24 protein-coding genes are annotated in these 21,959 nt (G+C 44.6%); 12 read left to right on the top strand and 12 right to left on the bottom strand.

Annotation, left to right across the window (positions count from 1 at the left end; translation table 11 throughout):
* Positions 1–231 precede the first annotated feature (231 nt).
* The 8 genes from R7F67_RS18155 (at position 232) to R7F67_RS18120 (ending at position 8,099) form a co-directional block, all read left to right on the top strand.
* A complete protein-coding gene (locus R7F67_RS18155) occupies positions 232–2,268 on the top strand; it encodes a methyl-accepting chemotaxis protein (RefSeq protein WP_225495499.1) in 2,037 nt (678 codons plus the stop codon).
* Positions 2,269–2,364: 96 nt separating this feature from the next.
* Entirely contained in the window at positions 2,365–3,192 is an 828-nt protein-coding gene (rlmA, locus tag R7F67_RS18150; protein ID WP_005380691.1) for a 23S rRNA (guanine(745)-N(1))-methyltransferase, read from the top strand.
* Between the two features lie 98 nt (positions 3,193–3,290).
* Positions 3,291–4,238 (top strand): ChaN family lipoprotein, encoded by a 948-nt coding sequence (locus R7F67_RS18145; protein ID WP_017635818.1) that lies wholly within the window; start codon positions 3,291–3,293, stop codon positions 4,236–4,238.
* A 251-nt stretch (positions 4,239–4,489) separates the two neighbouring features.
* Positions 4,490–4,849 carry a hypothetical protein gene (locus R7F67_RS18140; RefSeq protein ID WP_005380688.1) on the top strand — a complete coding sequence of 120 codons (360 nt, stop codon included), beginning with the start codon at positions 4,490–4,492 and terminating at the stop codon, positions 4,847–4,849.
* A gap of 398 nt (positions 4,850–5,247) precedes the next feature.
* Complete coding sequence (locus R7F67_RS18135) at positions 5,248–6,825, top strand: alkaline phosphatase (RefSeq protein WP_017635817.1); 1,578 nt, start codon at positions 5,248–5,250, stop codon at positions 6,823–6,825.
* 136 nt (positions 6,826–6,961) lie between these two features.
* Positions 6,962–7,261 (top strand): ribbon-helix-helix domain-containing protein, encoded by a 300-nt coding sequence (locus tag R7F67_RS18130; protein WP_005380686.1) that lies wholly within the window; start codon positions 6,962–6,964, stop codon positions 7,259–7,261.
* Between the two features lie 140 nt (positions 7,262–7,401).
* A complete protein-coding gene (locus tag R7F67_RS18125; protein ID WP_005380685.1) occupies positions 7,402–7,797 on the top strand; it encodes a VOC family protein in 396 nt (131 codons plus the stop codon).
* Between the two features lie 17 nt (positions 7,798–7,814).
* On the top strand, positions 7,815–8,099 hold the full coding sequence (locus tag R7F67_RS18120; RefSeq protein ID WP_005380684.1) for a putative quinol monooxygenase: 285 nt from the start codon (positions 7,815–7,817) through the stop codon (positions 8,097–8,099).
* A 69-nt stretch (positions 8,100–8,168) separates the two neighbouring features.
* Here R7F67_RS18120 and R7F67_RS18115 read toward each other — a convergent pair whose 3' ends face one another.
* Both R7F67_RS18115 and R7F67_RS18110 read right to left on the bottom strand, forming a co-directional pair.
* Entirely contained in the window at positions 8,169–9,848 is a 1,680-nt protein-coding gene (locus R7F67_RS18115) for a mechanosensitive ion channel family protein (RefSeq protein ID WP_005380681.1), read from the bottom strand.
* Between the two features lie 191 nt (positions 9,849–10,039).
* The gene (locus R7F67_RS18110) at positions 10,040–10,480 is read right to left on the bottom strand and encodes a YcgN family cysteine cluster protein (RefSeq protein WP_005384948.1); all 441 of its coding nucleotides are present in this window, start codon (positions 10,478–10,480) and stop codon (positions 10,040–10,042) included.
* A gap of 188 nt (positions 10,481–10,668) precedes the next feature.
* On the opposite strand from R7F67_RS18110, the gene R7F67_RS18105 reads away from it, so the two are divergent.
* The 3 genes from R7F67_RS18105 (at position 10,669) to aqpZ (ending at position 12,232) form a co-directional block, all read left to right on the top strand.
* Positions 10,669–10,917 (top strand): GlsB/YeaQ/YmgE family stress response membrane protein, encoded by a 249-nt coding sequence (locus R7F67_RS18105; RefSeq protein ID WP_005380625.1) that lies wholly within the window; start codon positions 10,669–10,671, stop codon positions 10,915–10,917.
* A 138-nt stretch (positions 10,918–11,055) separates the two neighbouring features.
* Positions 11,056–11,304, top strand: a complete 249-nt coding sequence (locus R7F67_RS18100) for a YkgJ family cysteine cluster protein (protein ID WP_017820793.1) — start codon at positions 11,056–11,058, stop codon at positions 11,302–11,304.
* A gap of 229 nt (positions 11,305–11,533) precedes the next feature.
* Positions 11,534–12,232, top strand: a complete 699-nt coding sequence (gene aqpZ, locus R7F67_RS18095) for an aquaporin Z (RefSeq protein WP_053306681.1) — start codon at positions 11,534–11,536, stop codon at positions 12,230–12,232.
* Positions 12,233–12,283: 51 nt separating this feature from the next.
* Here the strand turns inward: aqpZ and recR are convergent, their stop codons facing one another.
* The 7 genes from recR to R7F67_RS18060 all read right to left on the bottom strand — a co-directional run bounded on the left by recR (position 12,284) and on the right by R7F67_RS18060 (position 18,029).
* Positions 12,284–12,883: a recombination mediator RecR gene (gene recR, locus R7F67_RS18090; protein WP_005380619.1), complete on the bottom strand. Its 600-nt coding sequence runs from the start codon at positions 12,881–12,883 to the stop codon at positions 12,284–12,286.
* Between the two features lie 30 nt (positions 12,884–12,913).
* The gene (locus R7F67_RS18085; protein ID WP_005380618.1) at positions 12,914–13,243 is read right to left on the bottom strand and encodes a YbaB/EbfC family nucleoid-associated protein; all 330 of its coding nucleotides are present in this window, start codon (positions 13,241–13,243) and stop codon (positions 12,914–12,916) included.
* An 82-nt stretch (positions 13,244–13,325) separates the two neighbouring features.
* The gene (gene dnaX, locus R7F67_RS18080) at positions 13,326–15,431 is read right to left on the bottom strand and encodes a DNA polymerase III subunit gamma/tau (RefSeq protein WP_053304167.1); all 2,106 of its coding nucleotides are present in this window, start codon (positions 15,429–15,431) and stop codon (positions 13,326–13,328) included.
* 8 nt (positions 15,432–15,439) lie between these two features.
* The gene (apt, locus tag R7F67_RS18075) at positions 15,440–15,985 is read right to left on the bottom strand and encodes an adenine phosphoribosyltransferase (protein ID WP_005380615.1); all 546 of its coding nucleotides are present in this window, start codon (positions 15,983–15,985) and stop codon (positions 15,440–15,442) included.
* A gap of 162 nt (positions 15,986–16,147) precedes the next feature.
* Positions 16,148–16,534, bottom strand: a complete 387-nt coding sequence (locus R7F67_RS18070) for a YbaN family protein (RefSeq protein WP_373920817.1) — start codon at positions 16,532–16,534, stop codon at positions 16,148–16,150.
* 33 nt (positions 16,535–16,567) lie between these two features.
* A complete protein-coding gene (locus tag R7F67_RS18065; RefSeq protein WP_005380608.1) occupies positions 16,568–16,699 on the bottom strand; it encodes a hypothetical protein in 132 nt (43 codons plus the stop codon).
* Positions 16,700–16,922: 223 nt separating this feature from the next.
* The gene (locus R7F67_RS18060; protein ID WP_005380606.1) at positions 16,923–18,029 is read right to left on the bottom strand and encodes a response regulator; all 1,107 of its coding nucleotides are present in this window, start codon (positions 18,027–18,029) and stop codon (positions 16,923–16,925) included.
* Positions 18,030–18,318: 289 nt separating this feature from the next.
* Here R7F67_RS18060 and R7F67_RS18055 point away from each other — a divergent pair, with 289 nt between their 5' ends.
* Positions 18,319–19,194 (top strand): LysR family transcriptional regulator, encoded by an 876-nt coding sequence (locus R7F67_RS18055; RefSeq protein WP_005384959.1) that lies wholly within the window; start codon positions 18,319–18,321, stop codon positions 19,192–19,194.
* 66 nt (positions 19,195–19,260) lie between these two features.
* Here R7F67_RS18055 and purF read toward each other — a convergent pair whose 3' ends face one another.
* The 3 genes from purF to R7F67_RS18040 all read right to left on the bottom strand — a co-directional run bounded on the left by purF (position 19,261) and on the right by R7F67_RS18040 (position 21,958).
* Positions 19,261–20,775, bottom strand: coding sequence for an amidophosphoribosyltransferase (gene purF, locus R7F67_RS18050; RefSeq protein WP_005380592.1), 1,515 nt, complete (start codon positions 20,773–20,775; stop codon positions 19,261–19,263).
* Between the two features lie 36 nt (positions 20,776–20,811).
* Positions 20,812–21,303 (bottom strand): CvpA family protein, encoded by a 492-nt coding sequence (locus tag R7F67_RS18045; protein WP_005380590.1) that lies wholly within the window; start codon positions 21,301–21,303, stop codon positions 20,812–20,814.
* A 61-nt stretch (positions 21,304–21,364) separates the two neighbouring features.
* Positions 21,365–21,958, bottom strand: coding sequence for an SPOR domain-containing protein (locus R7F67_RS18040; RefSeq protein WP_005380588.1), 594 nt, complete (start codon positions 21,956–21,958; stop codon positions 21,365–21,367).
* Position 21,959: the final 1 nt, after the last annotated feature.

Genomic DNA, 21,959 nt, shown 5'->3' with positions numbered 1-21,959 from the left:
CTTTAAAATACAAAACGCCCGATGAAGTACATCGAGCGTTTTAGTTAAAAAGTGTCAACCCATATCAGGACGGGTCAAAAAGCTCTGCTTAGATGGTCCTATCTTTACTAACTTATTGGTTACTGGTCACTTTTGACGGTTTCATTAATAAATATCAAAAAAATTGATCATATAAACCGATAGCATACCGATACAAAACTCATAAATAATAAAAATATCAGGAATTAGTCTATGTTAGAGAGATACCGAAATCAAAGTGTCGGATTCCAGTTGAAACTGGTGATCACTTTGTGTCTATTCATTGCTTTCAGCAGTATTGCAGCGCTTGTTTACCGCAACGCTTCCGATGTTCTATTGGAAAGCACACTGAAAGAACACCAATCTAAAGTAGAATCAATGGCAAAAACCATTGCTGGCCAATTCGATGCTTACCTGCACACCGCTAAAGTCCTCGAATCTACTTTTCGCAATGGCTACCTTGCCGGTGTCTATGTCGAAAATTACACGGTTGACTTCATGGGACATGAAGTACCAAACATCACTCAATACAGTGAAAGCTTAATTAATGACACCAAGTTGGTCGACAGTTTCACACGTGATACCGGCGCTATAGCAACGCTATTCGCACCATTGGGTGACGACTTTATTCGGGTGTCCACCTCCCTAAAAGATCCACAAGGTCAGCGAGCGGTCGGAACCACGCTAGGCATCAACCATCCTGGTTATCAGCAGCTTAAAGCAGGACAACCGTATTACGCTCAAATTAAATTGTATGGCGAGCGCTACATTACCTACTATGCCCCAATCAAAGATGCGACAGGAAAGGTAGTAGGCCTATCGTTTATTGGCTTACCAGTAGACCAAGCGACACAAACCTTATTCGATGCACTCGAAGAGATAAAATGGGGCGACACTGGTTACACCATTATCGTTGATAACGACGAAAACAATCTTGGTAAATACCTACTTCATCCAGCAAAAAGCGGCTCAGATTCGTCAATACTAGAAGTCGCCGACTACAATGGTCACAAGCCTTTTGGTCAGATTTTCGAACAATCTAGTGGATTAATTCGCTACCCTTTCGAGTACCAAGGTAACGTAGGCGAAAAGTATCTTGTCTACACAGAGGTTCCAGGTTGGAACTGGAAACTGCTAGGCGGTACGTTTATCAAAGAAGTTACAAAAGGTAGCGACACGCTTCTCACACTCATTGCCATCATTTCTTCGGTAGCGGCAATCATTACTTTTGTTGTACTGACACTTTTCTTGAATCGCAGCTTACAACCTCTCACGACTCTAAACTCATACATGACTCGCTTAGCGGGCGGCGAAGTCAGCTTGAACATTCCAGCGTCTCGTAAAGCATCAAAGAATGAAATTACGAACCTGAGCTCGGGTGTCGCCAGTATGGCAAGTCAGCTCAATGAACTCGTTGGTAAGATCCGTTCAACAAGCGACTTAGTGGAGAGCAACTCCACCAGCGTTGCCAACGATGCACATAGCAATTTGACCCAAGCCGACCGACAACAACAAGAAGTCGAGCAAGTTGTGACAGCGATTGAAGAAATGGCCTCTTCCGCTCAATCTGTCGCACAACAAGTCGAAAGCATTGCGGAAAACGTACGCTCAGCAAATACTGATAGTCAATCTGGTCTCGCGATTGTTGAAGGCGTATGTATCGACGTTGCTCAACTTAACGATCAATTGGATCAATCAGCAACGGCTATCGAGCAAGTAAATCGCGATAGCGAGAGTATTCAAACCGTCACTAAAATGATTGATGAAATTGCTGAGCAAACCAATTTACTTGCCTTGAATGCCGCCATTGAAGCAGCACGAGCAGGTGAGCAAGGCCGTGGCTTCGCAGTTGTAGCAGATGAAGTGCGCACACTTGCGCACCGAACCCAAAGCTCAGTTCAAGATGTCGTGGAAATTATCGAGAAACTAAAAGGGTCGACTCATAATGCAGTTAATATGATGACAGACAGCCAACGCAGTGCAAACCAGGTCTTGGACAAAGCACAAGACGCGGGCACAGCATTAGAAGCCATCGCAGTACAAGTGCAGTCGATAGCCTCTCAAGCCGACGCCATTGCAGCGACTTCAGAAGAACAAGCTCAAGTTTCACAAGAAATTGCAGCAAATGCCCATTCTATCAGTGAACTTAACCGAGAAAGCCGCAACACGAGCGCAAAAACCTCGCAAAGTGCCATTGAACTTCAACAACAAGCACGAAACTTGAAAGAGCAAGTCGACTTCTTCCACTAATACTTAATAAGAGCCGACCCAGTCGGCTCTTTTTGTTTCACTTGATACCACGCTTTTTGATAGAATTTGCCGCCCTACTTTCTGTTCGAGATCGTCATGAACTATCAATGCCCTCTATGCCACCAAGCTCTAGCGTTAAATGAAAAAACGTTTAAGTGCGAAAACAATCATCAGTTTGACTTAGCAAAAGAAGGCTACGTTAACTTGATGCCAGCGCACCACAAACGTTCTAAAGATCCTGGTGACAACAAAGAGATGATGCAAGCTCGTCGTCGATTCCTCGAAGGAGATTACTACAACCCAATGCGCCAAGAAGTGGCGCAGCTGTGTGCAACATACACTGAGGGGAGCACCCATCAATTATTAGATATTGGTTGTGGTGAAGGTTACTACACAGATCAAGTACAAAAGACGATAGAAACACAAGCGAACCATGCCACGATTTATGGCTTAGACATTTCCAAAGTTGCCATTCGTTACGCGGCGAAGCGTTACACGCACTGCAACTTTAGTGTGGCTTCTAGTCACCGACTTCCCTTCGCAAATGAATCCTTAGATGCCATTTTGCGCATTTATGCCCCGTGTAAAGCTGAGGAGCTGCAGCGCGTTGTAAAAAACGACGGCGTTGTTGTCACGGTTACTCCTGCTAGCCGCCACTTATACCAACTGCGTGAGCGCATTTATCAAGAAGTTCGTCTTCACAATGAAGAACCAGAACATATTGAAGGGTTTGAATTAGAGCACCAGCAGCATCTTAACTATGTTATGGACTTGAAAAACGGAGCCGCAATCGATTTATTGCAAATGACGCCATTCGCATGGAAAGCAACCGATGCTCTTCGTGAAGAGTTGAAATCCGCTACACTTTTCCAATGTGAGGCTGATTTTATGTTGCGTGTATATCGCAAAAAAACACTCAATTAATAAGTCAAAAAAAACAACAAACGCAAATAGTTATCATTTATATTGATTCATTGCTCAGCCTCCATTAATATCATCCGGACATTTTTGGAGGCTTTTCAATGCGCTTTTCTACTTTGAGCTTGCTCTTTGCAGGCTTACTTACTGGTTGCTCTTCATATACGCACACCGACTCTCACGCAACCTCAGCGGAAGTCACTAGTTTTTACGACTACCAACTATACACCCCTTCTGGCGAGCACATCGCTCTAAGCAAACTGCCAATTGAGCTGCAACAAGCAGATGTCATTCTTATTGGTGAATGGCACACACACGCCGGCGTTCATCGCTTTCAAACCGATATGCTCAAACAACTTACGTCCTACGACCGCTCACTCGCGTTATCTATGGAACAATTTACCCGCGACAAACAACCTGTTGTTGACGCTTACCTACGTGGGGAGATCGGCGAACAGTACTTAATGAAACAAGCCAACGCTTGGCCCAATTATGAAAGCGACTATCGCCCTCTCGTGGAGTTTGCTAAGCAGAAAAATCTCCCGGTCATTGCAGCAAATGCACCAAAGAACATTGTCCGATGCATTGGTCGACAAGGGCTAGATTACATTAACAAGCTCGATGATGATCAGCGGATGTTCATTGCACAAGCCATCAACACTGGTAGTAGTCCGTACAAAGAAAAGTTCATGGCATCCATGCATCACGGTAAGCCAGAGCAGACGGAAAAACAGTTTGCAGCTCAAGTTACTTGGGATGAAACTATGGCGGAATCTATCGTTAGCTACCTAGACGACAACCCAGGCGCTCAGGTTGTCCATGTTGCAGGCAAGTTTCACACCGAGCAAGGGTTGGGTACGGCAGCATCAATCTTAAGCCGCAACCCGAGCTTAAAAGTGGTTGTAATTAGCCCAACAGATAACGTGCTTTCTGATAATACTGACTATCAGTTAGAGGTTCTCGCACCACCAGTACGGTATGTACAAGATGCTCACCGCATGGCGGCATATCAACATCTAACTAAACGCAATAACGATCTTCAATGTAAGTAGCTGCTCTTCAATTTAAGTTACTACCTTGCCGTTGCGTTGCATCATCACACCGCTCCGAGTTCATCGAGTGACAAGGGTCTGCTTCCTGCTGGTCTATTTTTTGCTAATGATCACCAATAGAAACTAGAAGCGGCAAAAGCAGACCTGTTTTTATCCAAATAGCTTCAGAAATAAACTTTGCCGCCGATAAAAATATAACTGCTTTTTACCCGCACTCAGTGACCGAGTGTCGATGTTCCAAGGAGTATTCGATGAATCCAGTAGGAAGCACTTCTGTTAATAGCTATGCCAAACAATCTGTCGCCTCTAAACAAGCAAGTATTGCACAAGAAGAAACTAGTGCTTCGCCGCTGAAAGTCGAACACAATAAGGTGACGCTTTCGACCGAAGGCAAAGCGCTACTTGCCGCTCTGCAACAAATCGAGCACGACAGCAAGAAAATAGAAGCAGAAGATAAATCTGTTGGTGAAAAGGTCGAATCTTTCACGCATGGTGCGCTTGGCATGGATCACCCCGATAAAATCGAGAAAGAAGAGGATGGCTCATATTCTGCGGGTCAATACCTTTCTGCGGCACTTACCGTTGGTGGCATCATACTGGCATTAGTCTGATAACCAGTCTGATAATCGTCACGACAACAAATCCTATTTGAACCAAACACTTACTGCAGCCCATAATTTAATAAGCCAAAGAACGATATGATGCAAACGTAAGTGAATTCGACCGCTCTTGTGGCCCGATAATACATGCTCGTTTATTGCTCCCTAAACTAGGTTTCTTGTGAAGGCACTGAATGGATAACTTTAGTCCATGCTTTCAACTCCTAAGCGTAATCCAAGCCCACGTTTGTGGGCTTTCTTCTTTCCAAACTAACGAACGTTACAGAGCGACTCATTTTTTCTGCAAAACCAAACAAAAACGACAATTTGGTTAAACTTTTATTACCGACACAAAACCTTCATAAATCATTGCTTTAATGCCTGCGCTTTCAATAAACAAGGAAAATATAATGAAGCGCTTAGTATCTCCAATCGTTACGGCAGTGGCTGCATCTACCCTCTCTTTCAACGCACTCTCAGCTGAAATCAAAAACGTCATTTTGATGATCGGCGACGGCATGGGTCCTCAACAAGTTGGTTTACTCGAGACCTACGCAAAACACGCACCTAACTCGGTTTACAAAGGCGAAAGCACAGCGTTATACAAACTCGCTCAAGAAGGTGTGATTGGATCATCACTGACCAATCCAGAAGACGCAATTGTCGTCGACTCTGCGTGCTCAGCTACGATGCTAGCGACAGGAATCCCTACCGCTTCTGAAGTCATTGGCATTGATAGCCAAGGCAACCATGTCGAAACTATTTTGGAAAAAGCCAAAAGTAAAGGTAAAGCGACAGGGCTCGTCTCTGATACGCGTATGACCCACGCAACGCCAGCAGCATTTGCCGCTCATCAACCACATCGCTCCCTAGAAAACAGTATTGCGGCGGATATGCTCGAAACCGGCGTAGACGTGATGATGTCTGGTGGACTTCGTCATTGGATTCCAAAGTCGACAAACGACAAGGGAGAGACATACGAGCAGCTTGAAGCGCTCACTCAAGGTAATGTCTACCTAAAATCGAAACGCAAAGACGAACGCAACTTGCTTGCAGAAGCGCAAGACCAAGGTTACAACCTGGCTTTCAGCCGCGATATGCTCACACAAGCTAAAGGTGACAAATTACTTGGACTTTTTGCTTACTCGGGCATGAACGATGGTATTGCCTACAGTCAAAGCAAAAACGATCCAAAACGCACGCAGCCATCGCTGAAAGAAATGACCACCAAAGCAATCGACATTCTTTCAAAAGACAAAGACGGTTTTTTCTTGATGGTTGAAGGCGGCCAAATTGACTGGGCTGGCCACAGTAACGATGCAGGTACGATGCTGCATGAAATGCTTAAATTCGATGAAGCGGTAAACTCAGTTTATGAGTGGGCAAAAGGCCGTGATGACACCCTGATCATTGTTACTGCTGACCACGAAACCGGCTCTTTTGGCTTTAGCTACTCATCAGCAAACTTGCCTAAACCACAAAAACGCGACGGCGAAGCATTCAAAAATCAGGATTACGCGCCAAACTTCAACTTTGGTCAGTTCGAGATCCTCGATGGTTTATACAACCAAAAGAAAAGTTACTACGGCATGATCAGTGAGTTCCAAGCGCTTGATAAGAAAGAGCAAACTCCAGAGAAGTTTGCGGAAGTCGTGAACGCAAATAGCGATTTTTCGATTACGCCTGAGCAAGCAGAACGCGTATTAGCAAGTAAACCAAATCCATACCGACTCGCTGGACACAAATACTTAAGCGAAGAGAACGTACCGACAATCAATGACTTTGATGCTTTCTTTCCTTACAACGACCGTGGCAACTTGCTAGCGCGTGAGCATGCAACAAAGCAAAACACAGTATGGGGGACGGGTACTCATACGCATACTCCTGTCAACGTATTTGCTTGGGGACCTGCAGAAACTATCCTTCCGGTATCAAAAATCATGCACCACTCGCAACTAGGCGAGTACTTGAAGCAACAAATTAAATAATCAACTTGCACTTACTTCACAACTCGTGATGTTTCAACGCTCTCGCAAGGGAGCGTTTTTTTATGCATGAAAACAGTTGACGTTTTAAATCGTACACCACAATAATTATGGGTCTTTAATTATATGAATAAAGAAAATGTGCGAAATCTTTGCTAAGCAACCCCAAGACAACTATCAGTTCATCACCCGCTCTATCCGTATTGATGGTCACGCGACCAGTGTAAAACTTGAAGCGAGCTTTTGGACAATTCTTGAGGAAATCGCTAGTGCTCAAAACATGACGGTTCCTAAATTCATAAGCACTGTTTATCAAGAAGCACTCGAATACAATGGTAAAGTGAACAACTTTGCCTCCTTACTTCGATGCGCTTGCCTCACTTACGCCCGCCAACCTCAAGAGACCACTCGTCAAGCACTTGCGCAACTTAACAGTTAATAGCAACCAACCGAGCAATAACCATCCTAGGCTATGCATCCGTATTATAAACCCTTGAGCATCTTCTAATTTGTCGTACTAGAGTACTACCCAGACTCCTTTTGAAATCGCTAACCTGTGCGGACTATCAAGGAGTACCTATGACAAAAATGATTCACACCATGATCCGAGTAAGTGATCTGGACCGCTCTCTACAATTTTACTGTGACGTACTTGAACTAGAAGTCGCTGATCAATACATCTTTGATGGCTTTTCTCTAACCTATCTAGCCAACCAAGAAACTGGCTTTGAATTGGAACTGACGCACAATCACGACCAAAGTGAGCCCTACACTCACGGCTCAGGTTACGGCCACCTTGCCGTCAGCGTGGAGGACATTGAACAAGCCCACAAACGCATTAAATCTCTCGGCATTGAAACTGGTGACATCAAAGCCTTTGACCATCAACAAAAGCATTTAGCAACGTTCTTTTTTGTAACCGACCCTGATGGTTACAAAATTGAGTTCCTGCAACGCCAAGGGCGTTACCTATAACAAAAAGAGTAAACATTATGATTCACTTGACGGCTACCTTTCATGCACAACCGGGAAAAGAACAAGAGTTGAAAGAGGTACTTACCCGAGCGCTTGAACCTACTCGCAATGAAGAAGGTTGCGTTCGTTATCAATTGTTCCAAGATAAAGACAATACATGCCACTTCGTTTTTCAGGAGCAATTTAAAAACCAACAAGCATTTGAGCTTCATGGTAAAACAGAACACTTTGCTCTTTTGATTAGCCAGATCGACAACTTGTTAGAATGCGAGCCGAAACTGGTGTTCTTCGACGAACTGTAACTATAGCGCTAACCGAAGATCAAAAAAGGCACTCTATCTAGAGTGCCTTTCACTAGTTGGGACCTGTGATTAAGCGTCTTGCTTCTCCACCATATGCAAATGCACATCTTGTTGTGGGAAAGGAATCGAAATACCTTCTCGGTCGAAGCGTAGTTTAACCTCTTTTGTCACATCCCAGTATACATCCCAGTAATCATCCGTTTTTACCCAAGGACGCACAATAAAATCTACAGAAGACGTATTTAATGTATGAACTTTGATCATTGGCTCTGGAGTGCGAAGTACCGAAGGGTGAGAGGTAATGATATCAGACAATACTGACTCCGCTTTTAAGAGGTCATCCGCATAGCCAATGCCAAACACCATATCCACGCGGCGAATGCGTTCATGCGTGACGTTCTTAATAACATCTCCCCAGATTTTGCTGTTAGGCACAATAATAATTTGGTTATCAAACGTACGGATTGTGGTGTTCACCAAACTCATATGGCTTACCTTGCCATCCACACCGCCAGCATACACAAAATCACCAACATCAAATGGGCGATAAATAAGCAGCATCATACCCGCCGCGAAGTTGGATAACGTGTCTTGCAACGCGAAACCAATAATCACACCAGCAATACCGAAACCGGTTAGGATTGGCGCTAGGTTCAAACCAAGCTGAGATAAGCCCACCATGATACCGATCACCCACACGAATTTGCCGGACATCGAGATAAAGAAGTCCTGCATCAAGTGGGAAAGTTTTAAGTTTTTCGATGCAACTGCTTTACGGACGACTTTGCGAGTTAACTTAGCCAGTCCGCGAGCGATCAATAAAATCAGCGCAAAAACAAACAACTGGAAGATATGCTGCGGTGCATTCTCGGCAAACCAATCCAGTGCCGAGTTGGACCAGTGACTCAGTATTGACCACACAACTTTGGTATTCAGTAAATCATGGGTGATATTACCCGTCACTTCAAAAATTTGGCGTTTGTATTCAGACGTTTCTAAACCGACTTTATCACCAATTGAAATCAGGTTGCGTAAGCTTTCTGTCGCAATATTTAGCCTTTGTTTAGTAATGAGCTGACTAAGTTGCAACGACGCTTTTTCCGACTCTGGGCTAGACGAAAGTTGGGAGCCAATGATCTCACTTTGCTGACTCAAGTACTCAATTGAAGCAGACAGTAAGCGCATACGTTTATCAATTTTATCTTTTAGTTCCGCTTCTGCGCGCTCGTTTTGGGCCCCTAGCTCCTTCAACCAAGCGAGATTTTGCCAGCTCGAATCGAAGCTAACATCAAGATAACGCTGTAGCTCTCGATAATCATTAACAAGAGCAAGCTTCTCTTCATCCTTAGCCTTATTTAAATCCTCGACGACTTTCTTTATTTTTTCCGATAGATAGTTCGTCGCGTCCTCAGAGTATTGTTCTTGTTTTTTAACTAGCAAGATCAGCTTGTCGCGAGAGATAGTTTCACGTTCAATCGCTGACGCTAACTGGCTTCTTAATTCTTCATTCTTTTGGAATAGTTGCAGTTGAAGGGCATCACGCTCGTCGCCACTCGCTTGCGAGAGGCTTTGGGATAAATCCACAATCTCTCGGTTCAAGTTGTCAATCGAGATTTCGGCAGCAGAAGGCTCTTGGATATCGTCAGTAGCAGTCGCATGAACAGCCATTGGGGAGAACATAATGACGGCAAGTGCGAATAATGTCACCCAAGATGTCAGGCGTAGTTTCTGGGGGAAATGAAACGTCATGTTTACCTCATAGGGAACAGTCCTGATCAAAACAATCAGGAATAGAAGTGTAAAGCGTTGAAATCATACTCCTAAGTTTACAACACTAAATAATAAACTGAGCAGCATTTCGTTAGCGAGACGTCAAAGTTGGGAGCCCCAATAGTAAACAAGCCTTTCATTTAATCAATGAAAGGCTTGTTTGTATTCGACTAAGGACGGTTAGGATGATTTAAAATATGGTCTTCCCAATCCACCACATCAATCTCGTAAACAACTTTGTTACGGACACTTTCCCCTGCCGCATGCATTGCGGACTTAGAGCCTGTAATCAACGGATGCCATTCTGGTAAAGGCTGCTTTTCAGCCAACAGACGGTAAGCGCACGTGTGTGGCAGCCAAGTAAAATCGTCGATGTCTTCTCGGGTCAGCTTGGTGCACTCTTCACCCGAAGTGAAACGGTTTGGGTAATCCTTACACGAACACGTTTTACTGTTCAGCCAGCTACAGGCCACATTGGTATAGTAGATTTCATCAGTATCTTCATCCATCAGCTTATGCAAACAACATTTGCCACAACCATCACAGAGAGATTCCCATTCCTCTTCTGTCATCTGCTCTAACGATTTACTTTGCCAAAATGGAGTGCTCATACTTCAGGTCTCACCAAGGGAATTTAGGGGGCGATTTATACTCTTCTCAACGCAAAAGTTCAAGTTTTGAGAAGATCTTGCATCCTTCCCACATAACGGTGGAGATATTCAACTACTTTCGTTTTACTGTTCTATCCTTAAACAAGTTTCCATTACTCAATTGATCAAGAAGGCATTAAGGAGTTTTCATGGGTATTATTTCTTGGATTATTTTGGGCTTAATCGCCGGCGCACTTGCTAAATGGCTCATGCCAGGAAAAGATGGGGGCGGTTGGATTGCAACAATGTTACTTGGTATTGCAGGGGCATTTGTAGGTGGCTTCCTTGGCGGCATTCTCGGTTTCGGCGGAGCAACTGGCGTCAACATTGGTAGTATCATTACCGCAACACTAGGCGCATTTATTCTGTTGTTTGTTTATAACCGTTTCTTAAAATAAGCACGATGATTTAAAAGCAAAAAACCAAAAAGGGAGCGTAATGTTAAGCGCGCCCTTTTATTTTTTTCTTTCTTCACTCTTCCAATCCACGTCAAAATGACCATAATTGCCCCCTTAATTTTTTAAGAGGTTTACATTATGGATTGTCGATTAGGATGTGGAGCGTGCTGTATTGCGCCAAGTATCTCTTCACCAATACCTGGAATGCCCAAGGGCAAACCTGCAGGTGTTCGTTGTGTGCAACTCAACGACGACAATTTGTGCAAGCTATTTGGTAAGCCTGAACGCCCTAAAGTCTGTCACGATTTTAAACCGTGTCCGATTGTATGCGGCAACACCAATCAAGAAGCACTCGACAACATCACCGAATTAGAACAATTGACGTAACGCGACTCTAGACCACACGTTTAAAGTTAGTACCTCGGTTGTTTCTCTCCGAGGCAGTAATCAAAGCAAACTCAAGATTTAGCACTCCCCCCCTCAGCCTTTTATCTCACCCTTGAGAACTCTTGCGACATAGCGTTCCATTTGCAGTTTTCGCGCGATCTCCCTCACAATTTATTGACAATTCTCGACTATGTTCAGCGGGTCATTTAATTAAAGATCAGGAAAGAACATGAATAAGTATTTGGCTGAGGCTTTTGGCACGTTCTGGCTAGTGTTAGGCGGCTGTGGTAGCGCGGTGTTGGCTGCGGGTTTCCCTGAAGTGGGTATTGGTCTGTTGGGCGTTTCTTTGGCATTCGGTTTAACCGTTCTGACGATGGCATTTGCTATCGGTCATATTTCAGGTTGTCACTTGAACCCTGCAGTGACAGTTGGCCTTTGGGCTGGCGGTCGTTTTGAGACAAAAGACGTTGCTCCCTACATCATCTCACAGGTGATCGGCGGGCTTATCGCAGGTGGCGTGCTTTACGTTATTACATCTGGACAAGCAGGATTCGATGTTGTGGGTTCTGGCTTTGCCGCCAATGGTTATGGTGAACACTCTCCAGGCCAATACTCGATGATCGCTGCACTTGTGACTGAAGTTGTCATGACGATGATGTTCCTGATTGTCATTATGGGTGCAACAGACAAACGTGCGCCACAAGGCTTTGCACCTATCGCAATTGGCCTGTGTTTGACTCTCATTCACCTGATCAGCATTCCTGTCACCAATACGTCAGTAAACCCTGCTCGTAGCACGGCAGTCGCAGTATATGTGGGTGACTGGGCGGTTTCTCAGCTATGGCTGTTCTGGGTTGCGCCTATTGTGGGTGGCGTGCTTGGTGCGGTTATCTACAAAAACCTTCTTGGTAAAGAATCGAACGATTAATCGTTCCCAACTCCCAAAATCAAAAAAGCCGCTGAATTCAGCGGCTTTTTATTAAATTCTGTGTCGACCTAATAGCGAATGTGACAACGTCGTGCCATCAACAAGCTCTAGCTCCCCACCGACAGGCACACCATGCGCGATGCGGCTGGCATCAACTTGGTGCTCTTTACATAGCTCTGCGATGTAGTGGGCAGTGGCTTCACCTTCAACTGTTGGGTTTGTCGCCAAAATCACTTCGGTAATATCACCGCGACGTAAGCGGTAATCAAGGACATCCAACCCAATATCACTTGGACCAATACCATCTAATGGCGACAAATGCCCCATAAGAACAAAATACCGACCAGAATATTGGCCTGTTGCTTCAACGGCTGCGATGTCTGCCGGGCTTTCTACCACACAAATTTGACCATTTTCTTGGCGTTTTGGGTTGGTACAAATGTGACAGACTTCTTCTTCGGTGAAGGTTCGACACTCAGTACAATGACCTATTTCTGTCATTGCCTGACTAAGCGCATCTGCAAGCTGCAAACCGCCTTTTCTATCGCGCTGTAACAAATGAAAGGCCATACGCTGCGCTGACTTGGGGCCAACCCCAGGTAGACAACGTAAGGCCTCCATCAATTGTTCCAGCATATGACTGGTACGCATTAAAAGTCCGCTTAATTAAATATCAGCAGATTAGAATGGCATTTTCATACCTGGTGGTAGTTGCATACCGCCAGTTACAGAAGCCATTTTCTCTTTTTGAGTTTCTTCAACACGACGGGCTGCATCATTGAACGCCGCAGCGATCAGATCTTCAAGCATTTCTTTGTCGTCTTCCATCAAACTTTCATCGATGTCAACACGACGTACGCTGTGGCTACCAGTGATAGTAACTTTAACTAGGCCAGCACCAGACTCGCCAGTTACTTCCATATTCGCGATTTCTTCTTGAAGCTTTTGCATGCGATCTTGCATTTGCTGGGCTTGCTTCATTAGGTTGCCCATACCGCCTTTACCAAACATGTTTATCTCTCTGGTTTAATGAGGTGTTGCATCAATTAATGGGGTTATACCTTTGGGTTTTCAACCCCATTCCATTCGATTATTAGATAGGGCGCACACTATCTTTATCAAGCTCTGCAGCAAAACGACGTTCAATAAATTGAACATTTGGATCGTTTTCTAAACTGTTCAGCGCTTGCTGTAATTTCTCTTGGTAGAGCCTATCTCTCAGTTCAAGTGGTGTTTCTCCACTCTCCCCTATTTCGATGCTCATGTGGCACTCTTCACCTAACACGGTATTAAGTGCTTTAAGCAACTCGGCTTGAGCTCTATCAGTATTCAAATGAGCTTGGCTGCTTCTCAATAGTAACGAAACGGTTGTTCCTTCCTTACTATAATGAGAGTTTAGCGCAAGTTGCTCTACCAGCTTAGGGATCTCCATTAAGCTGATGAGCTTCGCCCATTCATTATGTTCTAACGATTCATCGATGAGCTTTTGTGCCATTTCAGGCGTTTTCTCATGCTCAAGTGCCTGCTTGAGCTGCGTAGGTGTCAGTTTTGTATTTACTTTTGTCTCAACAGGCTTGCTTGGACGCCAGCGATACGCTTCTTCAACTTGTGGCTCCGTCGACTTCGGAGCTGAGTTTGGCGACACCTGCGCGGAATTGCCATGCAATTGCGCTACTCGGTCGATAACCGATTCTGGTTGTGCAGATGCCGCTTTAGGCTTTTTTGAGCCACCATTTTGAGGAGTGTTCTGTTGTAGGCCTTGACGCTGAGAACGTAATTGGTGACGTAAACCGCTTAGACCACCGCGCGCTGGTGTTGAAACGCTCTCTTGCATTTGTTGAGGTGGCGTTTCATGCTGCGGCGCTGGGTTTTCACTCATCGGCGGCGCCATATCATACTGTGGTGGAACCGTCTCATATCCACTCGCTTGATACTCAGGTTGCGAACTGGATGAAGGTTGAGGCGCCACTTGTGGTGTGCTTTGTGCTGGACTCGGCTGCTGAGCTCGAGGAGCAGCGGCTGTCTGAGCTGGCGCAGTCTTTGGTTGACTGGTACTTTGAGCCGGAGATGACGCTGGCTCGCTGTTACTAGAAACAACATTTGCCCCACTGTTATTTGATGGGCGGAACGCCATCATGCGCAGCACAATCATTTCCAAACCGATTCGCCCATTTGGCGAGAGGGTCAAATCTTCACGACCTTTCAATGCAATTTGATAGTAAAGCTGAACGTCTTGCGGGCTTAGAGCTTTACTCAACAGCTCAATTTTCTCTGCATCTGGTTGTGCTCGGTCTAACGACGCGGGCAACGCTTGATACATCGCAATTCGGTGTAACTGTGTTGCGACTTGCTGCAACAAACCATCCCACTCAACACCATTTGCCGCTAATTGTTGGATTTTATCCATGGCTTGTTGAGGTTTCTTGCTGCTGATTGACTCTAGTAAGTGAATCGCTTGGTCGGTATCAATCGTCCCCAACATGTGGCTGACAATATCGGCTTGCACCGCACCGTTACCTAATGCAATTGCTTGATCAGTCAAGCTAAGAGCATCACGCATACTGCCATCTGCAGCATGTGAGATCATACCCAACGCTTTTGGCTCTGCTGAAACTTGCTCTTGACCTAGGATGTAATCAAGTTGCTGGTGAATATCATCAACGCTGATTGGTTTCAGATGAAACTGAAGACAACGCGACAATATAGTGACAGGCAGCTTTTGTGGATCAGTTGTTGCGAGTAAGAACTTCACATACTCTGGCGGCTCTTCCAGGGTTTTCAACAACGCATTGAAAGAGTGACGCGATAGCATGTGCACCTCATCGATGAGGTACACTTTAAAACGTCCACGAGCAGGTTTGTATTGAACGTTGTCTAACAGTTCACGAGTGTCTTCAACTTTAGTACGTGATGCTGCGTCGATTTCAAGAAGATCGACAAAGCGACCTTCATCAATTTCACGACAAGTATCACACTTACCACAAGGTGTCGCGGTAATGCCGGTTTCGCAGTTCAAGCCTTTGGCAAACAGCCTACCGATACTCGTTTTACCCACACCACGAGTCCCGCTGAACAGATAAGCATGGTGTAAACGGTTTTGCGCCAGTGCGTTTTCCAACGCCGTCAGGACATGTTTTTGTCCGACAACTTGGTCAAACCGATTAGGACGCCATTTTCGCGCTAAAGCTAAATAACTCATTGAATGTATTAATGTCCTTCAAAATCGCAAATGCTGTACACGTTTAGACCTAGTGCTTCTAAACGTTTATCACCACCGATTTCTGGTAGGTTGATAACGAACGCAGCGTGCTCAACTTCACCGCCCAGTTGGCGAATCAGTTTAGTCGTCGCTTCAATAGTACCGCCCGTTGCCAATAAATCGTCGACAACCAGTACTTTGTCACCTTCAACGATGGCATCTGTATGGATTTCTAGTGTATCAACGCCGTATTCAAGCTCATAAGATTGAGCAACAGTAGGGCGTGGTAGCTTGCCTGGTTTACGCACTGGTACAAAACCAACACCTAGCTCAAGCGCTAAAGGCGCACCAAATAAAAAGCCACGAGCTTCCGTACCCACAACCTTGGTAAAGCCCATATCTTTGTAACGTTCAACAAGTAAGTTGATCGTCGCTTGGTATGCTTTTGCGTCTTCAAGAAGGCTCGTCACATCACGAAATAGAATGCCTGGCTTTGGGTAGTCTTGGATGCTTTTGATGCTAGATTTGATCAGTGAAATTGTTTCTGTAGTCATAATACCGATTTACTTAGATTGGCTCATCGCCCTCTCTAATCGCAGTATCACGAGGGCAACGAACAATAGGTTTTCACCACTATGTGCTTATTTTCGTAAAAGTCACAGGCGCTGAAAATACAAACGCCCACTCGAAGAGCGGGCACACTATTCTCTACAATCTTAGTGATTTTCTTCTCGGTCAGCAACCAACTCAATCACAGGCAGACGCATAAACCAGCTGAGTAAAACGATTAGCATCACTAAAAGACCAATTTTTACCCAAACGAGGGGGACAACAACGATTGAAACCATGAAACTAAGCGCAATAAAAATCGCACCACGCTTTTTTACTTTTGAAGTAACAGCCCGATGCTTATGCCAATTGCCGAGAATGGGTCCAAACGTTTTGTGGTTATGTAACCATTGATGAAATGCGGGGCTACCACGCATAAAACATGCGCTAGCAAGCAAAATAAAAGGTGTGGTGGGTAAAAGTGGAAGGGCTATGCCGGCTATGCCGAGCACAATACAGAGTCCACCAACAGTATTGAAAAAGTAACGCTTAATACGAATGGTGAACTCCGGTACAAAATAGCTAGATTAAAAGCCTGCGTAACCATTCATTACACGAAGCCAGGTTAGCGTTGCAGGAAGTGTTGGGATCAAAAGAACTGCAATAAAACCTAAAAAGTAAAAAATATTATAAGGCTCTTTAAAATCTTTGTCTGCCATGATGTGTCTTCTCACTAGTTGACTTTGCTTCTCCCAAGGCACAGCGTTAAATTATCGTTGCACAAATGGGTCATTATTGTTTTAAGCGCTGACTATACATTAAACAGCCAAATCTAAACACCAGTAAAAAGTAAGGTTATTAAACTAAACGTATGTTGTTTTGGTGGTTCTAAAAAGATAATAAGCAGCGTAAGGACGCTGCTTATTGGTTTGCAAGTCATAATTATACTAGTCGGGATTTCCGGGTAATACTTAAACTAAAACTTGAAGAACCTAAACACCCGATAGATAACTGTCCTGCAACACTAAGCGGTAAATCGCGGGTGATGAAGTTTTTCATACTTCCTCCCCCTAAACGGTTACCTGCTGCGATGTGTTGATTCGTATTTCCGTCAGACCAATGGCTATCTAAACCCGCAGGCAATATAGAGACCGAGGATGAAGCGAGGTCGGCGACACCAAACACAGCATTGACTGCACCCGCACACTCCGAACACTCAATTCCTTTTTCAATGATCCCTACCATGTCCTTGAGATCAGCACTGAAACTTTTCAAGTTACGGAGATAGTCGTCAAACAATGCCCTAACGAGCAATGTCGTCGCAACTCCATCATTAGCTTGGGAAGCAGAATCAACTAGATAAAACGCAAATTGACCATTCATTAACCAACGATAATCGAAAACCAAGGGCATCACATCCGTCGATTGCAATAAACGGTACGAGCAGCGCCAATCTCCCTGAGCAGCATCCTTTTCTGGCAATAGAGCTTGCAGTAAATCTCTTGCCGCACTCGGATTCTGTTGTAAATATTCCAGATGCCAATACAGCTCTTGTTCATCTGGGATTTCACCACCATCATCAACCCTGAACCACTGACTTGAAAAGTCACGTTGTTCTGAGAAGTGGCTATCGGTATCTTCTAGCGTATTCTCTATCGCCTGAGATAGGTGCTCATAATTACCTATCGGTTTAGGAAGAAAATCTTTAATACCAAATCGCAACGCTTTCGCGACATCGGACATTTCATCCGTGCCTGATACCACGATAAGCGGCATATATGGGTATTCGAGACTAACTTCTTCGACGAACTCGATACCATCTAAGACCGGCATCGATAAATCACATAAGATAAGATCGGGTTGGCATTCCCTGAGTTGTTGAAGCGCTTCTAGGCCGTTTTCTGCTTCTACTACTTTAAAACCCTGACTTTCTAAATAGGCATTGGTTACTTTACGAAATATTGGATCATCGTCCACCAACATTATTAGTTTTTGATTAATCACTTCCTGTGCCGAGACCATTGCCGTTTGACTGTGAGTCTTAAACATACCTTTATCCCTCACAAAGCTCAGTCAAAAAAACAGATTTATTATTAAGTCATTATTTTTGTTGTGTTTACTTCCAGCAAAACGTGTCACAGCAAGACCTGAGGCCGCTTTGCCTTGTTATAAAACTTAGCTCGGAAACTGCATTAATACAAATATTACGGCGTATAACAGTATTTACTCAAACAGGGTTGCTGTGTTCAAATGATGCAACATGTTGACTTAAAGCAAGCTTTGATCACAAAGTTAATTATAAATTAACCGTAATCGGTAATTTAATGTGTCTGGAAATATGAAATTAGATGACTTAAACCTGTTTCGACTGGTTGTCGAAAATGGGAGCTACACCGCAACTTCGCGAAAAACCATGATCCCGGTTGCGACCATCACCCGACGCATTCAAGCGCTAGAAGACTCTGTCAATCTTCGACTATTGAACCGTCATGCTCGCAAACTCTCGCTCACTGAAGCAGGGGAACGTTTTTACCATGAGTGCTCTCCTTTACTACAAAGGCTAACAACCGCAGCAGAGGAAATCACTGACGACTGCCGAGGAGCATCCGGCAAGATTAAGATATCCGCGCCTTATAACTTAACTAAACGAATGATGATGCCGATGTTCAACAGCTTTATGAAGCAGTACCCGGACATCAACATTGAGCTAACGACAGAGAATAATGCGGACAAGCTTGACCCTACTGAATGGGATGTAATTTTTCGAGTGGGACCGCAACGCGACTCTAGCCTCATCGCGCGTAAGATTGGCGAAGTGAAGGATATTCTCGTTGCAAGCCCTGACTATCTAACCTCGAATCCTGCGCCACATCATGCAGAAGAGCTCTCTAACCATTCATTGCTAAAAGGGTACCCACTTATTAAGTGGACCTTGATTAATAGCAAAGGCGAGTCTGTGGTGAATGTTGATCGTGGTCGTTTTCAAGCAAACGCGCTCAATGTGGTGCGCAGCGCTTGTTCCGAAGGTTTAGGCATCACACTAATGCCAGATGTCATGATCAAAGAGTACATCGAGAGCGGCGATTTGGTACGCGTACTGCCAGATTGGAGTGCAAACCCGCGCGACATTTATATGCTTTACAACCACAAAGACCACCTGCCAGAGAAAGTTCGCCTCTTTATTGACTTTGTGATCGCTTATAACATTCACTAATTAAGTAGCGAAAACAAAAAACCAGAGCCGAAGCTCTGGTTTTTTTACGACTTAAGAAAACGCACCCTATGCGCCTTCGTTATGAAGCTCTAGGTTTGCTAAATCCTGTTGGATTTCAAGTTGTGTTTTCGCATCATCATTACGAAGACCATCCAAAAAGTCTAGGTATTGTTGGTCAATATCACCCGTTACGTATTCGCCGTTAAACACGGATGTATCGAACTGAGTAATATCTTGGTTTCCAAGACCGACCGCCTCTACCAAATCTTCTAGACGTTGATAAATAAGCGCATCGGCACCAATCTGCTTACAAATTGTATCGTTGTCACGGCCATGGGCAATAAGCTCTGTAGCACTTGGCATATCAATGCCGTATACGTTCGGGAAACGAACTTCAGGAGCCGCTGAGACCATGTACACTTTCTTGGCACCAGAATCACGAGCCATCTCAATAATCTGCTCTGACGTTGTACCTCGAACAATAGAGTCATCCACCAGCAACACATTCTTACCTTTGAATTCCGAACGAATAGCATTCAACTTGCGACGTACTGATTTCTTACGTTGTTGCTGGCCAGGCATGATAAACGTACGTCCAACATAACGGTTTTTCACGAAACCCTGGCGATAAGGGATATCGATCGCTTGAGCGATTTGCAGTGCAATGTCGCAAGACGTTTCAGGGATAGGAATGACAACATCGATATCAAGGTTTGCGTAATCTTCACGAATACGTTCGCCCAGCTTTTTACCCATTTCAACGCGAGCACTGTATACCGAAATTTTATCGATGAACGAATCTGGACGAGCAAAGTACACGAACTCGAAAATACAAGGGTTCAGCTTAGGATTATCTGCACACTGCTTCGTGTAAAGCTCACCGTCAAACGTTGCGTAAATCGCTTCACCAGGTGCAACATCACGGACGAAATCAAAACCGACCGCATCCAATGCCACCGATTCAGACGCAACCATGTACTCTGCTCTGCCGTTAACTTCACGCTTACCTAAACAGAGCGGGCGAATACCGTGTGGGTCACGAAATGCAATCATACCATGACCAATGATCATGGCGGTCACAGCATAAGCACCGCGAATTGTGCGATGAACATTGGTAACTGCGCGGAATACGTCTTCGGTCGTGACATTTCCTTTTACTGAGTCAATTTCGTGCGCCAGTACATTTAGTAATACTTCAGAGTCTGAAGTGGTATTGATATGACGGCGATCTTTTTCAAACAGCTTCTGACGAACTTCGTTAGCGTTAGTCAAGTTACCGTTGTGGGCAAGTGTAATACCGAAAGGAGAGTTTACGTAGAAAGGTTGAGCTTCTGAAGCGCTTGAACTGCCTGCTGTAGGGTAACGAACATGACCAATTCCGACCTCGCCTTGCAGGCGTTGCATGTGTCTTGCTTCAAATACATCCTTGACTAAACCGTTCGCCTTACGCAGACGAAAACGATTGCTTTCTATGGTACAAATACCAGCGGCATCTTGGCCACGATGCTGTAACACCGTTAACGCGTCATAAATAGACTGGTTTACAGGCGTTGTGCCCACGATTCCAACAATACCACACATGTCCTAATCCTCGATTTGCGACAGTAGCTGGCACTACTAGATAGTGCCAGACAGAAAACTTGATGTTGCTTGTAAATGCTCGAAGAATGGGGCGATGATACGGCTGAACTCAGGGATCAACTGTGAATCTTTCCACCAATCCGAGCTTGGGAATGCAGTAAACGCATCCATAAAAAACAGCACCGCAGAAACAATTAAGACTCCGCGTAGACCACCAAATACAATCCCGAGAATTCGGTCCGTACCTGATAGCCCTGTTTTTTGTACCAGTTGACCAATGACGTAATTCACCACTGCACCAACTACCAAGGTTGCGACAAATAACGCCGCGATCGCCGCTCCGTTACGAAACATATCATCTTCGATGTTGGTGAAGTACACCGCCAATTTGGCATAGTAATTACTGGAGATAAAAAACGCTCCGAACCAAATCACCAAAGACAAAGCTTCTTTAGCAAAACCGCGAACTAAACTGATCAGAGCTGAAAATCCGATCACACCTAAAATGATAAAATCTATCCAATTCATCTTTTCTTCATCTTAAGTTGGCGCGCATTTTAACAGAAAAAATGCTGACGCAAACGTTTTCTTATGGATTTAATGGCTTAAATTTAAGCAATTGACCTTTTGAACCTGTAATTTTTTGTAATTCTTGAACTTGTCGTTCAAGTTTACTTTTTGACACATCAGGGCCAACAATCACTCTCGTAAACTCGTTTTCTTTCTTTGTGTGAGCTTGATAACCACGCTTTTGCAAATCCGCGACAAGCGCGACAGCATTTTCGTGATTCTTAAGTGCCATCAACTGAATGATCCAAGCTGAATCTTCATATTGATTTTTCTCTTGAACAGGACGAGTGACGACCTCAACTTGCTCTGGTTGTTTGATGACCTCAGGTTTAGATGTTGGCACTGGCTCGGGCTCAGAAACGGCTACTTGAGCATCCTCACGTTCTTGCACTACAGCTTCAACCGGAGAATCCGGTAACGTAATGTCGTCTTCCACTGGCTCTAGTATTTCGAAGTTTTCCACATCACTATCAAGTTCTGGTTTGATAGGAATACTGGCAAATTCTTCTTTGTAGTGCAGTTTCTTACCATCTAGCACATCGGGAAGAACAATGACTCCGACTGCGACTAGAATGATGGTGCCGACTAAACGACTTTGGAATTTACTTGCCATC

Source organism: Vibrio sp. YT-17 (assembly GCF_033337375.1).
Classification (GTDB): Bacteria; Pseudomonadota; Gammaproteobacteria; order Enterobacterales; family Vibrionaceae; genus Vibrio; species Vibrio alginolyticus.
Note: the sequence above shows the minus strand (reverse complement) of the source record. Positions and strands in the feature narration are given on the sequence as shown.